A 13,680-nucleotide genomic window follows, 5' to 3' on the forward strand; every position below is an offset into this window, starting at 1 on the left:
CGTTTTTTTGTTGGCTGGAAAGGGTGAAACATTCCGGTAGAAGTATAAAAAATCGGGGTTTTATTATATAGATTCAAAATATTTCCATAGGTAGAATGATACTAAGTCAATTGCAAGCGGTTTCGAAAACGGTAAATATTCAGAGACCCGGCATGCTTTTACATCATTTCGTAACGGGAGGATAACTTATGCCGCAAGCTACTGCAGAACAGCAACCATCGCCCATTGCCCGGCAGCCAAAAGTCCATAGTAAAAATTTTCTTAGGCGATTCATGAAGCAATGGGATGTTCAGCTCATGGTGATACCCGGCGTCATTCTAGTTTTCATTTTTGCCTATCTGCCTATGTACGGCGTAATAACCGGATTTATGGATTATAACCTGTTCACCGGCTCGAGAATTTGGGATAACCCGTGGGTTGGTTTTAAACATTTTGAAGCTTTTTTTGCCGCCCCCGAGTTTGAAAGGATTTTGCGCAACACGATTGTGATCAGTTTATTGAAATTCTTTATCGGATTTCCAGCACCGATTGTACTGGCACTTTTATTGAATGAAGTTCGCCATATGTTATTCAAAAGAGTCATCCAGACGATTACATATCTGCCTCATTTCTTATCATGGGTTATTGTGGCAGGGTTCACCACCGCCTTGCTATCAACGGAGAACGGAAGCATCAACATTCTGCTGGAGAGCATAGGGGCCATTGATGAACCGATCAATTTCCTTTCGTTAAAGGAGTATTTTTGGTCGATCCTGATTTCGGCCAACGTATGGAAGGAGATCGGATTTAACTCGATTGTATTCCTGGCTGCGATTGCGAGTATTGATCCTGCTCTCTATGAGGCTGCCGACATCGACGGTGCAAGCAAGTCCAAGCAAATCTACCTGATTACGATTCCTTCGATTATGCCGGTCATCATTATCTTTATGATTCTTGCGATCGGCAACTTGCTCAATGCAGGCTTTGAGGACATCTTGCTCCTGGCATCCAATCCGGTGCTGCGGCCGGTATCCGATGTTATTGATACGTATGTCTATCGAGTAGGCCTAGGGTCACACCGTTATTCTTATGCGGTTGCTATCGGATTGTTCAAGGCGATTATCAGTGTTGGACTGCTTACGATCGCGAACTATCTGGCTCGAAGATCTGGTAATAGCTTATGGTAACAATCAGCAGCCCTCAGGAGGTACGGCATGTTAAAAAGAATTAGCTTTGGTGATAAGGTCATGCTTATCGTGATTTACGTGTTCCTCAGTTTATTAGCCTTCTCGGCACTCTATCCTTTCTGGAATGCGGTGGCTGTTTCCTTCAACGTAGGTGTCGATACCGCAAAGGGCGGAGTCACCTTCTGGCCAAGAGAATTCACAACCGAAAATTATAAAATCATACTCCAGGACGACCGACTGCTTAACGGGTTCTTCATATCCATAAGCCGTACCGTAATCGGCACCGCAACCTCCATATTCATGACAGCGCTTCTCGCATTCGGGATGACCCGAACTTATCTGATCGGACGAAAATATTACACATTGTTCTTTATATTCACCCTCTACTTTGGTGGAGGGTTGATTCCAACGTATCTCCTTATCCGTTCACTCGGTCTGATGGACAGCTTTCTGGTATTTATTATTCCATCCTTAATCAGTGTGTGGAACATGATTATTTTTCGGACCTTCTTTCGAGCTCTTCCCGTAGGGCTGGAAGAGTCAGCCCATATTGACGGCTGCAGCAATTGGGGCACATTCTTTCGGATTATTCTCCCATTGTCCGGACCGGTTATCGCTACGCTGGCTCTGTTGACTGCCGTTGGACACTGGAACGACTGGTTCCTGCCGAGTATCTACATCACCAGTGATCATTTACTCCCCATTCAGACGATTCTGCGGCAGACCTTGAATGCCAATATTGTATCGGGTTCAAGCTCCGTGCTCGATAGCGCTTCTGTTGCCCTACTGGATCAAGCAAGGCAAATCACTTCAAAATCGCTCACAATGGCGATGATGATCGTGGTGACCTTACCGATCATTCTTGTCTATCCTTTTGTGCAAAAGTATTTTGTCAAAGGTGTACTGGTAGGCTCGCTGAAGGAGTAGTTGACGAACGGTTTAAGGCGAATAGCTTTGAACATATATATTTTTGTTAATGAGAGGGGTTAAGTGAATGAGAAAGACGAAAAAGCCGTTGCTCGTATTGGTCTCGTTGCTATTGATAATGGTTACGGCTCTAGCGGGATGCGGAAAATCGGCAGCTCCAGCTCCAGCACCACCGGCAGCAAACAATGATGGCGAGAAGAAAACCGATCCGCCAGCAGAGGGGAATCGTGACGGCAAATGGGTACTTGGTGAGAAGCCGCTGGAGTTTTCAGCATATTCTCACTATGAGAACTCGGACTTCCCTAAATGGGAAAGCACGCCTGTCGGTAAATATTTAAGTGAAGAAAAACAAGTGAAAATCAACATGATTGCGGCTGCTGGAGCACATACGCAAAAGCTGAGTGCGATGATGGCTTCAGACGACCTGCCGGATATGATCTGGACAGACAAGAACCATCCAGACTTGGAGAGACTCCGCAAAGAAGGAAAACTGGTAGCCTATGATGATTATTTGGATAAGTATCCCAACCTGAAGACATGGATGGGCGATCTGAACATGTTACGTTCAGATGATGGCAAACTGTATATGTTCCCTAACTGGTATTCATCCAATCCTTACGGTAACGCCGGTTACGTAGTTAACAAGAAAATCTATAAAGAGCTGGGCGAGCCTCCGCTCGAAACAACGGACGATCTATATGATTATCTGGTGAAAGTTAAAGATAAGTACGGCAGCAGCATCATTCCGTTCGAGCCGCACCGTGCACAGGAAAGACAGGGACTTGGCGTGTTATACACGGCCTTCGGAGAGGGAGCAAGTTACACGAATCTGAATGCTAGCTTGCTTGCGGTTCCAAAAGACGGAAAACTGACGTCAGTACTTACAGATCCGGTATTCCGAGAGGCTCAGAAATATATTGCTAAACTGTACAGAGAGAAGCTCATCTCTCAAGATGCCTTTAACCAAACGGAAGATCAGATTTTGGAGAAAGTCATGACAGGCAGAGTGGCAGTATTTGCAGGAGCAAGTCCCACAACGATGGCAGGCGAAGCGCACCCTGAATTGATCAAACAAGATCCGGATGGCGGGTATTTCATGATTTGGCCTATTCATAAGCCAGGTCTGGATAAGAATAAGATTTATCCAGGCACCTACACAAGCTTTGGATGGAATGCTGCCTATATTACAACGGCTGCTGAGGACCCTGAAGCGATTTTCGCATTCCTCGACTGGTACACAGGTCCGGAAGGGATGAACGTCCAATTCTTCGGTCCAGAAGGAAAGAACTGGGACGGATTCGATGAAGATGGTAAGCCGAATTTCACCGAGAATTATGATCCGGCAGAAGTAGCAGAAATTCAATCTAAGAATGAGCCTGTTATGTTCGTAGGTAATACGAGTTATATTGACCCTGCCAAATATAAATACATGGAGAATCTCCCCTTCGAAGAGCAGGACTGGAGAACACGTTACCAACAAACGATTACTTGGCCAACTCAATTAAACGTTACAGAATTTGTTAACCTCAATCCGGCTCCAGATTCGGATGAAGGCATTATCAAAGCATCTGTCGATGAACTTTTCCTCGAAATCTATGCTAAGTCCGTCATGGCGAAGAGCGACGAAGAGGTTGATAAAATTCTCGATCAAGGAAACAAGGATTTGATGGATTTGGGCTATGGTCAGCTTCTGGAATGGCGGACGATCAAATGGCAGGAGAATTTAGCTAAATTGAACGGAAAAAAATAACACAGTAATGTCAGGGGGACTTCCCAAAGAATCCATAAGGTTCTTTGGGATATCTCTGTTTTGCGAACATAATTGTCTGGAGGGGGTTCTATGTACAAGGTGCTGCTTGTGGATGATGAAGAACTAGATCTCGAAGGCATGAGAAGATTCATTCCTTGGTCCGATCTGCATATGGAGTTAGTGGGGAGTGTCAATAATGCATTGTCGGCATGTGAAATTATCAAGAGCGAAGATGTTGATATTTTAGTCAGTGACGTCAATATGCCTTATATGTCTGGACTCGAGCTGGCACGGATTGCGCTTGAACATAAACCTAACATGCGAATCATATTCGTCAGCGGATATCAGGAATTCAGCTATGTACAGCAAGCACTCTTATTGAAGGCTTACAGTTATGTTCTCAAGCCGATGAACGATAGGGAGCTTGTTGCTTCCTTAATCAAGGTAAAGCGGGATCTAGATGAAGAAAACAAGCAGCGCGAGGTGGAGATGGCTTATCAGGAGATGATCCCCATTGTCAAAAGCGATTTTCTTATACGTCTGCTTGAGCGGGAAGAATCAGAAGAATTACTGACAAAGATGAGTATCTCTTATGAATTCGACCAGTTGAAATGGCCGGTTCGCGTCGCAGTCATGGAGCTCGATAATGTTTCATGGCGTCAGGCGGGGAGCCTTTCCTCACAGAGGGAATTGGCGAGAATATTCCTGCAACGTATTCAAGAGGCGATTACGGATAGTGGGAGCAGCATGCTTCCTTACTGTAAGCTGTCTTCGCAACGAGTAGCGATACTGCTGGAGGACAGTAACGCTACTCCAACGATAAGCACACTGATGGATAGCGTTCAGCAGCATTTGATGACATCCATGACAACGGGCATTGGTGAACCCGTACGCACCTTGGATCAACTTCACCTGTCGTATAGGCAGGCTGTTGAAGCGGTGGAAGGCAAGATGTTTCTGGGCAAGGGAAGTATTATCAAGTACGAAGACGTCAGTGCCGAGCCGGGAATGCTGGATGCAAGGATGCTTGATGAACGCATGAACGTCCTCTTAAAGGCAATGGAGGAATACGAGCTGGTTCAAATCTGTGATGAACTGGAAAAATTATTCGGCTCTATAAGGAGTCTGCGCTCCCGTTTTACCGTGCATAATATGTCGAATTATATTATATGGAAGCTCGAACAATATTTAAGCAGTCGCAATGAAGACTTGTTTGACCTGTTAGGCATGGATATTCATCATCTGGATATCTTGATGCAGTTCGAAACACTCAGCGATATTCGTTCATGGTTCATCCAGCGTATATTCGAAATTTCCGAAAGATTATATGAGAAATCCAATTCCAAGGATAGTAAATTCATCCGCAGTGTCATCCAAACGATGAAAGAACGAATGAGTGAGAATATAACGATAAAGGATATTGCCCAGCATTTTTCTTTTTCGCCGAGTCATATCGGATTTTTGATTAAAGAGAGGTCAGGAAATACGTTTAATGAACTACTTGTACAACTGCGCATGGAAAAAGCGTGTGAATTGCTAAAACAGCCTGGCCTTAAAGTTTATGAAGTCGCCGATCAGGTAGGATACCGCTATCTTCCTTATTTCAGCCGACAATTCAAAGAAAAATTCGCCATGACACCCATGGAATACCGAAAGAGAGAATTGGGATGAACAATCACTGGATTCCATCATCCGGAACAGACGGCAAGAAGCTGGGGTATATACCCGTCGGTTATAAGCTCATGCTGACCTTTACGGTCTTTACTTTGCTATTGGTTTCTGTAAACTTTTATATTTCGCATTCGATGTATGATGAGACTATGCGCGAACAGACCCGCGTCAACATCCAGGGGACGCTTCAGCAGATTCGGGATAACGTTGCCTATAAGGTGGATGATATCGTCCAGACATCGGCGACATTGTATGATGATCCTGCATTCATTCAGAGCATCCGCCGGGATTTATCGGGTGCTGATAATCATGTCCGTATGAACAATGTGATTCTCCCAAAGCTAGAGAGCGCTGCAAAGGCGGTTGGCCTTAATTTAAGGCTATCCGTCTATTTTCATAATCAAACGGTGTACGAGAAGTATAAAAATTGGAATCTCGAAATCAACCAAGATTTCAACGAACAAACCTATGATATTTACCATATGACTCGGGTTTCCAATGAGTTTTGGTATTTCACACTGCCGGGGGAGAAATACAATGCAACCATGATCTGGAGGCAGGTGGAAGAGGATGAGCGGGATGGACGGATCTCGATGATTCGACGAATGGTGGATATGAACAATCCGCTGCAAATTAAAGAAGTGGGAATCATGCGGTTCAGTGTTCGCTTGTCGCAGCTGTTCGATAGTGTAGATTACGCGAAACTTGGGGACGGAAGTATGTTATCGGTACTGGATCCCTTCGGGAATGTGGTGTTTACCTCTGGCCCATCTGTTGAAGATAATAACGAAACCCTCGTCAAAGTAAATGAACCTACGGGGTTAACAGCACACGATCAGAAGCATTATTTGATCATCGAAGAAGATTTGCCACAGAAGAACTGGAAGATCGTTGCGCAAGTTCCGCTTAATATTATTGAACAGGAAGCCAAGAGAGTACGAACCGTTTTGATAGTCATTTGTATCATCTGCGTAGTGTTATTTACATATACGGGGTATGTTATTTCCCGATCTTTCTCTAAGCGAATTCTGAAGATTGTAGGGGTACTCAATGCATTTCGGGAAGGGGATCTGCATAAACGGATCGCTTATCGGGGCAAGGGGGAGTTCCCTCAAATTGCGAATGCCTTGAATGCGATGGGCGAGGATATCGAAGCGTTAATAAAAAAAGTGTATTTAACCCAGCTACAAAAGAAGGAAGCAGAGCTTGAAATGCTGCAAACGCAGATTAATCCTCATTTCTTATACAATACGCTATCCTCCATTAATCAGCTTGCGAAATTCGGGGAGACGGAGAAACTTCAGGATATGGTGGTGCAGCTGGCACAATTTTATCGGCTTACCTTAAATTCAGGCAGAATATTGATACCCATCGCTTTAGAGATTGAGCAGGCCAATGCGTATCTGGATATTCAAAAAGTAAAATATGGTCAGCGCATGGAAGTCACTTTTGATATCGACACGAATATATGGCCTTACGAGACTATAAAACTGATTTTACAGCCCTTCATTGAAAATGTGCTGAAGCATGCTTGGAGTGGAGATCGTATTCATATTCGGGTTTCAGTCCAAATGGAAGGCGATGATATCCTGTACAGAATCATAGATGATGGCCTGGGTATGAAGCAGGAACGAATCCAAGAGATATTGGATCCCCAGGATCATAGTCACACGGGCTGCGGGATTCGAAACATTGACCAGCGGGTGAAGCTGCATTATGGGAGCGAATACGGCGTGTCCATCTTCAGCAAAGTCGGAATCGGGACTTCGGTTCAAATACGCATACCTGCAAGATCCAGAAATTCAAACCCCGATAAGAAGGCGGCGGGGTAGACGGGGAGCTCTGAACCAAGGGATTCTTCAACAATTGAGGATCCGCTGTTTAGCGTCCTGTTCGCTGTTATGGTAAAGCGTCAATGAATGTGCTTGCTAAAAATGGATCTCTCAAGCGATACTAGGATTTGGGCGATAAGAAGTGACAAGCAATGTTCATTCTTACAGGATTATAGGGACAGCAAAAAGACGGCGTTCGCCTCTTTTTTGAAGAATAATTAGAAAAAGCCCGCATGGGCTTTTTTTTTAACATATTAGAATTTATAAAGTTTTTTGGGGTCCCCGCAAAGTATTTGGAATAAGCATCGGAGCATAGGCTCCACTTTGTGGGGCTATTTTAGGTTATATGCGTAAATTTACTGCTGCGAGGCTGCTGGGAGATAATAAACATGAAATGGTTGGAGCAGTACCCTAAGGAAGTAAAAGGTTTTCTTGTTGCAAGTCTCGTTGCCTCTGCAGGCGGGTCCCTGATGTGGCCGCTGACAACGATGTATGTATTCGATGAACTGGGACGCAGCATGAAGGATGCGGGTTTTGTCATACTGATTCAGTCCATGGGGGGAATTGCCGGTCAACTCCTTGGCGGTGCGCTGTACCACCGGGTTGGGGTGAAAAAGCTCATTGTGGGCTCGCTGCTGCTGAATGCCCTCGGACTGTTCACCCTTCCGTTCATTAATGGACTATGGGGCTTGTTCATCGCGATGATGGGTTTCATCGGATTCTGTAACGCGGTATCGATGCCGGCCATTCAAGCATTTATCGGCTTCCGGTTTGCCGATCGGCGAGGCGAGTTGTTTAATGTCATTTATGTTGCGAATAATATCGGTGTAGCCTTAGGGACGGCCATGAGCGGTTTCCTGGCGGAAATATCGTATCATTTAAGCTTTGTCTTAAACGGCGTCACGTCCTTCGGATTTGCGCTTTTCTTCCTGTCCTATCTGACGAAACTGGTTGGAACGGGCGCATCGCAAGGGTCCCATCATCCCCAGCCCAAGAGTCCGCTACCGGCGGGCCCCGGCGCTTGGGCATTGCTCGGGAACACTCGGATTTATCTCTTTATGGGATTGGGTTCTCTGTTTCTGTGGTTCGGTAATTCCATCTGGAACACAGGGGTGTCTCCGTTCATCATCTCGGAGGGGATGTCCAAGACGGCTTACGGTTATTTATGGACGCTGAACGGGATCCTCATTTTTGCCGCGCAGCCGCTCACGAATGCCATCAAGCGCTGGGCGGCCCGTACGGAGAGCAGTCAGATGACGGCAAGCGCTTTGTTCTATCTGGCAGCTTATGTCGTCATTGTGACGGTGCACAGTTATCCGGGCATGATCTTGGCGATGGTGTTGGCCACACTGGGGGAAATGCTGATTTCGCCTGCGATCCCGGCTTTTATCTCGGAGCGTGCAGGACAAGCGGCTCCGTTCTATATCGGCGTGACAGGCGGCATGGGTGCCGCAGGCCGGGTGATTGGGCCTTATGCGATGGGAACGATGTATGACGGCGGCGGGTTGACGCCGGTGGCATGGTTGGCTGTAGGTGTTGCCGTGTTGTCATTCCTGTCATTTGCCGTGCATGCCCGGATTAGTAAGGACATCCCGCTGCATCAAGACGCTCATGACAAGAATGCAGGTCACCTTAACGCATAGCCCAAGTTCTAATAGTTGATATAATTTCAGGATAGAGATTAAGCAGCAGGCCTTCTTCGGGGCTTGCTGCTTTTTTTGTCTAAGGTTCAGCGTGAAGGGAGCCGATATGTTAGGCGCGGATTTCAAGCGATTGGCCGGAGAGGGCGGCACCGATTGTCGTGGATATTTATGCCTCTATTCATGAACAATAATTCTTGACCCGTGAAACTCGTCTGCAAGAAGCAAACCGGTCTGGTATAATAGAGGGAATGGTTATCAAAGCGAGGGATGGCGATGAAGACCGGTCAAGAGACATTGACCATCCGGTTCTCCGAGATGAAGGATGCAGCTGCACTCATGGAACTCGATGAACTGGTATGGGATCGCAATACGGCCCCTGCCCCATTGGAGTGGAACTCAAGAGATCATTATCTTCTGCATTGTCCGCCAGGCACACAGCTCGTGGCCTTGCATGAGGGGGAACTGTGCGGTTACATCGGATTCCGGTCGCCCACAAGCCTTCACAGTAATCGTCATGTGCTGGAGCTGAACATCGCGGTTCACCCTGCTTATCAACGGCAGGGCATCGGGCAGCGGCTGATCGATGCTGTGAAGGATATGGCGCGCGCAGAGGGCATTTTGAAGCTGAGGCTGCGGGTGTTGTCCAGCAATCCTGGCGCATTTGCTTTTTACAGGAACTGCGGGTTTCAGGAAGAGGGCAGGCTGATTCAGGAGTTTTATGTGGATGGACGTTACGTCGATGATATCTTAATGTGCTGCTTCTTATCATGATTGATCACATTATGGTATCCCTCTAGGCCGGTTACCGAGCGGCAGAGAGATGAAGGTCATAGGGTTGAACAGTCCGGCAGCTTGCCGGGCTGTTTCGTATGTAAAGCCAACCAGGGTTTTCTGGTTGGTCTTATGTTATTTGGCCCGCCACTTAAAACGGCTTCTGGACAAGGGCACACGCTATTGCATATAGTAGATGAAAAGAAAAGAAGGCGGAGGTTATTTACCATGACCATGGGCATTGTATCGCTGAATGTGGGAAAGCCTGTAACGGTTGATTACCAGGGAAAGGACCTGTCCACGGGAATCTATAAGCAGCCTGTGGAGGGTCCGTTGTTCCTAAGTTCATTGAATTTCGAGGGGGATGGTCAGGCCGATCTCGTCAATCACGGCGGCGTGGATAAGGCGGTGTGCGCGTACCCCTCCGAGCATTATCCTTATTGGGAACACTCCTTGGGCAAACAGATGGCGTATGCTGCCTTTGGCGAAAACCTGACGATGCGGGGGATGCTGGAGGATCGGGTCTGCATCGGGGATGTATACCGGATAGGCGGCGCGGTGGTACAGGTCAGTCAGCCCCGATATCCTTGCTTTAAGCTGTCGCAAAAGCATGGCGTGAAAGATATGCCGGCAAGAGTTCTGAATACGGGCTACAGCGGGTTTTACTTTCGAGTCCTGGAGGAAGGGGATGTCCGTGCCGATTCAGCGGTCACTCAGCTTGAATCCCATGCTTCCGGCATAACGGTGCAGGACGTGCTTCGCATGATGAAAGATGGACGGAAGGATGAACGCGGATTGTCCCGCATGCTGGAGATCGATGTGCTGTCAGCCAGCCTGAAGTCGCAATTCGGCAAATGGCTGGAGACCCTGCGGGAGAATCAGGAGTGAGACGTTGGTTCTCGCCAAGCTTCTAAGCCAAGGTTAGCCTACGTTCTAGAATACATACAGACAACAAAACCGGCTTGCGTCCAATCGTGGGATTCAAGCCGGTTTTGTTCCGGATATAGAGGTTACCTCATCCGCTTCCATTCGCTCTGAATCATGCCGTAGACCGCGTGGTTAACATAGCCTTGGGGCAGCTTCTCGGCTTCCCTTATGACTCCCTCCAGCACAAACCCCAGGCGTTCCGGAATGGCCCGGCTGCGATGGTTGGCCGTTGCACAGCGGATCTCCACCCGGTTCAGGCCCATGCGCATTAGCGCGTGATCCGTGAACGCGCGGCATGCGCTTGTCATCAGGCCTTGCCCCGTGAAATGCTGATCCAGCCAGTATCCGATACTGACCGAGCGGTTGTTCCAATCGATCTCATGAAACGAGATGGTGCCTGCCAACTCCTCCCGGACCCAGATGCCGGCCGAGAAGCCGCCGTTCTCGGCCGCTTGCTTCATAGCGCCTTTGATATAATTGGTGGTATCGTTGACTTCGGTGACGGCATCCACCCACGGAAGCCACTTGCGGAGGCGGTCCCGGGAACGATCGGTAATCTCGAACATCGCCCTTGCATGCTCTATGGCAAGCGGCCGCAATTCAACATGGTCATCTAATGTGTATCCAAACATAAGGTATCTCCTTTGTTCTCTCGTGAAGTGTATGTAGCTTTAACGAGTCCGCTTCACTTTTTGCTCCAATGCGTAAATATCTTCTTCAAGGGAAATCATACGCTGACTGACAACCGTTCTGCAGTCGCTGAGCGCTTGATTGTATAGATGAGGCCCTAAGGTCTCCGTGAAAAAATCAAGAACACCCTCTGCGGCTAGATGGCCGAGGGTTTCGCCGCGCTCGGTTTCAAAGTATTCCTGAACCAGTCCAATCAGCTGTTCGCGTTGTTCTTTAGGGAATTTGGTAGGTTTCATAAGATGATTGCAGGCCTCCTTCATAGCTGTTTTTCTCTCCATGCTACCCTATTGACCAGCCCCCGTCAAAACGATTTTCGCGGCATTTTCGGCTGTGGGAGAATCTTCTGTGCGCGGGTTAGATGCTGGGAGCAGACTGCTTGCCGGAATCCTCATCGCAAGCTGGCAACTTGCGGCACGGAGGTGCCGAATTCCTTGAACAATCGCGGCATTACAGGTATATTTAAGGGAAACACGTTTATACAGGAGATAGACAGAAATTACAGGACGAAAGGTTGATCAACGTGGAGAACCATCGGGGCACCCCCTCCAATTTCATAAAAAATGTTATTACCGAAGACCTGAAGTCCGGTAAAGTCAAGGAAATCGTTACCCGCTTTCCGCCGGAGCCGAACGGCTACTTGCATATTGGACATGCCAAGGCCATATGGATCAATTTCACACTGGCCGATGAATTCGGCGGACGGACGCACTTGCGGTTCGATGATACGAACCCGGTGAAGGAAGACATTGAGTATGTTAACTCCATTAAGGAGGACGTGAAATGGCTCGGATTCGATTGGGAAGAGCTGCGGTACGCGTCCGATTATTTTGAAGAGATGTACAATCGTGCCGTGCTGCTGATTAAGAAAGGGAAAGCTTATGTGGATGACCAATCCGCTGACCAAATCCGCGAAACGCGCGGAACCCTGACCGAGCCAGGGCATAATAGTCCATACCGGGATCGCAGCGTGGAAGAGAATCTGGATCTGTTCGAGCGGATGCGCAAAGGGGAATTCGCCAACGGCGAGCGCGTGCTGCGCGCCAAGATCGACATGGCTTCGCCCAATATTAATCTGCGGGATCCGGTCATCTACCGGATCTCTCACGCGCATCATCATAATACAGGCGACAAGTGGTGCATTTATCCGATGTACGCTTTTGCCCATCCGCTGGAGGATGCCATTGAAGGGGTTACGCATTCCCTGTGCTCCCTGGAGTTTGAGGATCAGCGCCCATTCTATGATTGGGTTGTGGCGGAATGCGAGATGGACAGCACGCCGCATCAGTACGAATTCGGGCGTCTGAACGTGGCGCAGACGGTTACGAGCAAGCGCAAGCTGAAGCAGCTCGTCGACGAGAATGTGGTGGACGGCTGGGATGATCCGCGCATGCCGACGATCTCCGGACTTCGCCGCTTGGGGTATACGCCTGAAGCCATTCGCAACTTCGTGTTTGAGACGGGAATTTCGAAGGCGTACGGCACGGTGGACCGCCAAGTGATGGAACACTTTATCCGTGAGGATCTGAAGCTGAAGGCGCCGCGTACGATGGCTGTGCTGGACCCGCTGAAGGTGGTCATTACGAATTACCCTGAAGGTCAGATCGAATGGTTGGACGCCGAGAACAACACGGAGAATCCGGAGATGGGGATTCGCCAGATTCCGTTCTCGCGCGAGATTTATATTGAGCAGGAGGATTTCATGGAAGATCCTCCGAGCAAATATTTCCGCTTGTTCCCCGGCAACGAGGTCCGTTTGAAGCATGCGTATTTTATCAAGTGCAATGACGTGATTAAAGACGAGAACGGCAAGGTCGTCGAGATCCACTGCACGTATGATCCGGAGACAAAGAGCGGCAGCGGCTTTACCGGACGCAAGGTGAAGGGAACGATTCACTGGGTGGAAGCCACACAGGCCGTACCTGCTGAATTCCGCCTGTTCGAACCGCTGTTCAAGGACGAAGAGGAAGAAGCCGAATTGGTGCAGGAGGTTGCAGGCGAAGCGGAAGAAGCAACTGCCGAGAAGTCCCTCCTGGACGACATCAACCCGAACTCGCTGCAAATCGTGCAGGGATTCGTGGAACCGAATATGAAGGATGCTGCGCCGCAGGACAAGTTCCAGTTCTTCCGGCATGGATATTTCAACGTCGACTCGAAGTATTCGCAGCCAGGCCGTCCGGTATTTAACCGCGTGGTCTCCCTGAAGAGCTCATTCCAGCTTTCGAAGAACTAAATCAAAATAACGGCATAGGCGCGTTGAAGAAGACTCCTGTGCTCTATAACGTAAACAAGACTCGAAGATTCCG

At 48.2% G+C, this 13,680-nt stretch carries 11 protein-coding genes; 9 read left to right on the top strand and 2 right to left on the bottom strand.

Translation table 11 applies throughout. The features are described from left to right. Positions 1-188: 188 nt before the first annotated feature. The 8 genes from AK95_RS04855 (at position 189) to AK95_RS04890 (ending at position 10,648) form a co-directional block, all read left to right on the top strand. Complete coding sequence (locus AK95_RS04855) at positions 189-1,166, top strand: ABC transporter permease (RefSeq protein WP_071218835.1); 978 nt, start codon at positions 189-191, stop codon at positions 1,164-1,166. Positions 1,167-1,193: 27 nt separating this feature from the next. After that, on the top strand, positions 1,194-2,093 hold the full coding sequence (locus AK95_RS04860) for a carbohydrate ABC transporter permease (RefSeq protein WP_071218836.1): 900 nt from the start codon (positions 1,194-1,196) through the stop codon (positions 2,091-2,093). A 67-nt stretch (positions 2,094-2,160) separates the two neighbouring features. After that, positions 2,161-3,843: an extracellular solute-binding protein gene (locus AK95_RS04865; RefSeq protein ID WP_071218837.1), complete on the top strand. Its 1,683-nt coding sequence runs from the start codon at positions 2,161-2,163 to the stop codon at positions 3,841-3,843. A gap of 90 nt (positions 3,844-3,933) precedes the next feature. Then, on the top strand, positions 3,934-5,514 hold the full coding sequence (locus AK95_RS04870; protein WP_071218838.1) for a response regulator: 1,581 nt from the start codon (positions 3,934-3,936) through the stop codon (positions 5,512-5,514). After that, positions 5,511-7,346, top strand: a complete 1,836-nt coding sequence (locus AK95_RS04875; RefSeq protein ID WP_071218839.1) for a cache domain-containing sensor histidine kinase — start codon at positions 5,511-5,513, stop codon at positions 7,344-7,346. The genes AK95_RS04870 and AK95_RS04875 overlap by 4 nt, the downstream gene beginning before the upstream one ends. Positions 7,347-7,735: 389 nt before the next feature. Continuing rightward, positions 7,736-8,989, top strand: a complete 1,254-nt coding sequence (locus AK95_RS04880) for an MFS transporter (protein ID WP_071218840.1) — start codon at positions 7,736-7,738, stop codon at positions 8,987-8,989. A gap of 273 nt (positions 8,990-9,262) precedes the next feature. Then, entirely contained in the window at positions 9,263-9,760 is a 498-nt protein-coding gene (locus AK95_RS04885) for a GNAT family N-acetyltransferase (protein ID WP_071218898.1), read from the top strand. Positions 9,761-9,988: 228 nt separating this feature from the next. Then, on the top strand, positions 9,989-10,648 hold the full coding sequence (locus tag AK95_RS04890) for an MOSC domain-containing protein (protein ID WP_071218841.1): 660 nt from the start codon (positions 9,989-9,991) through the stop codon (positions 10,646-10,648). A 122-nt stretch (positions 10,649-10,770) separates the two neighbouring features. Here the strand turns inward: AK95_RS04890 and AK95_RS04895 are convergent, their stop codons facing one another. Together AK95_RS04895 and AK95_RS04900 are read right to left on the bottom strand one after the other, a co-directional pair. Further along, complete coding sequence (locus tag AK95_RS04895) at positions 10,771-11,319, bottom strand: GNAT family N-acetyltransferase (RefSeq protein WP_071218842.1); 549 nt, start codon at positions 11,317-11,319, stop codon at positions 10,771-10,773. 39 nt (positions 11,320-11,358) lie between these two features. Then, positions 11,359-11,613, bottom strand: coding sequence for a DUF2164 domain-containing protein (locus AK95_RS04900; RefSeq protein WP_071218900.1), 255 nt, complete (start codon positions 11,611-11,613; stop codon positions 11,359-11,361). A 275-nt stretch (positions 11,614-11,888) separates the two neighbouring features. Here AK95_RS04900 and AK95_RS04905 point away from each other — a divergent pair, with 275 nt between their 5' ends. Beyond that, positions 11,889-13,607, top strand: a complete 1,719-nt coding sequence (locus tag AK95_RS04905; RefSeq protein ID WP_071218843.1) for a glutamine--tRNA ligase/YqeY domain fusion protein — start codon at positions 11,889-11,891, stop codon at positions 13,605-13,607. Positions 13,608-13,680 lie beyond the last annotated feature (73 nt).

Origin of the sequence: Paenibacillus sp. LC231 (assembly GCF_001860525.1) — a bacterium.
Lineage (GTDB): Bacteria > Bacillota > Bacilli > Paenibacillales > Paenibacillaceae > Paenibacillus_AQ.

Excerpts from the sequence above, each read along its gene's own strand:
- AK95_RS04865 (WP_071218837.1), top strand. The coding sequence starts at position 2,161 with ATGAGAAAGACGAAAAAGCCGTTGCTCGTATTGGTCTCGTTGCTATTG.
- AK95_RS04860 (WP_071218836.1), top strand. The coding sequence starts at position 1,194 with ATGTTAAAAAGAATTAGCTTTGGTGATAAGGTCATGCTTATCGTGATT.
- AK95_RS04855 (WP_071218835.1), top strand. The coding sequence starts at position 189 with ATGCCGCAAGCTACTGCAGAACAGCAACCATCGCCCATTGCCCGGCAG.
- AK95_RS04895 (WP_071218842.1), bottom strand. The coding sequence starts at position 11,319 with ATGTTTGGATACACATTAGATGACCATGTTGAATTGCGGCCGCTTGCC.
- AK95_RS04900 (WP_071218900.1), bottom strand. The coding sequence starts at position 11,613 with ATGAAACCTACCAAATTCCCTAAAGAACAACGCGAACAGCTGATTGGA.
- AK95_RS04885 (WP_071218898.1), top strand. The coding sequence starts at position 9,263 with ATGAAGACCGGTCAAGAGACATTGACCATCCGGTTCTCCGAGATGAAG.
- AK95_RS04870 (WP_071218838.1), top strand. The coding sequence starts at position 3,934 with ATGTACAAGGTGCTGCTTGTGGATGATGAAGAACTAGATCTCGAAGGC.
- AK95_RS04890 (WP_071218841.1), top strand. The coding sequence starts at position 9,989 with ATGACCATGGGCATTGTATCGCTGAATGTGGGAAAGCCTGTAACGGTT.
- AK95_RS04875 (WP_071218839.1), top strand. The coding sequence starts at position 5,511 with ATGAACAATCACTGGATTCCATCATCCGGAACAGACGGCAAGAAGCTG.
- AK95_RS04880 (WP_071218840.1), top strand. The coding sequence starts at position 7,736 with ATGAAATGGTTGGAGCAGTACCCTAAGGAAGTAAAAGGTTTTCTTGTT.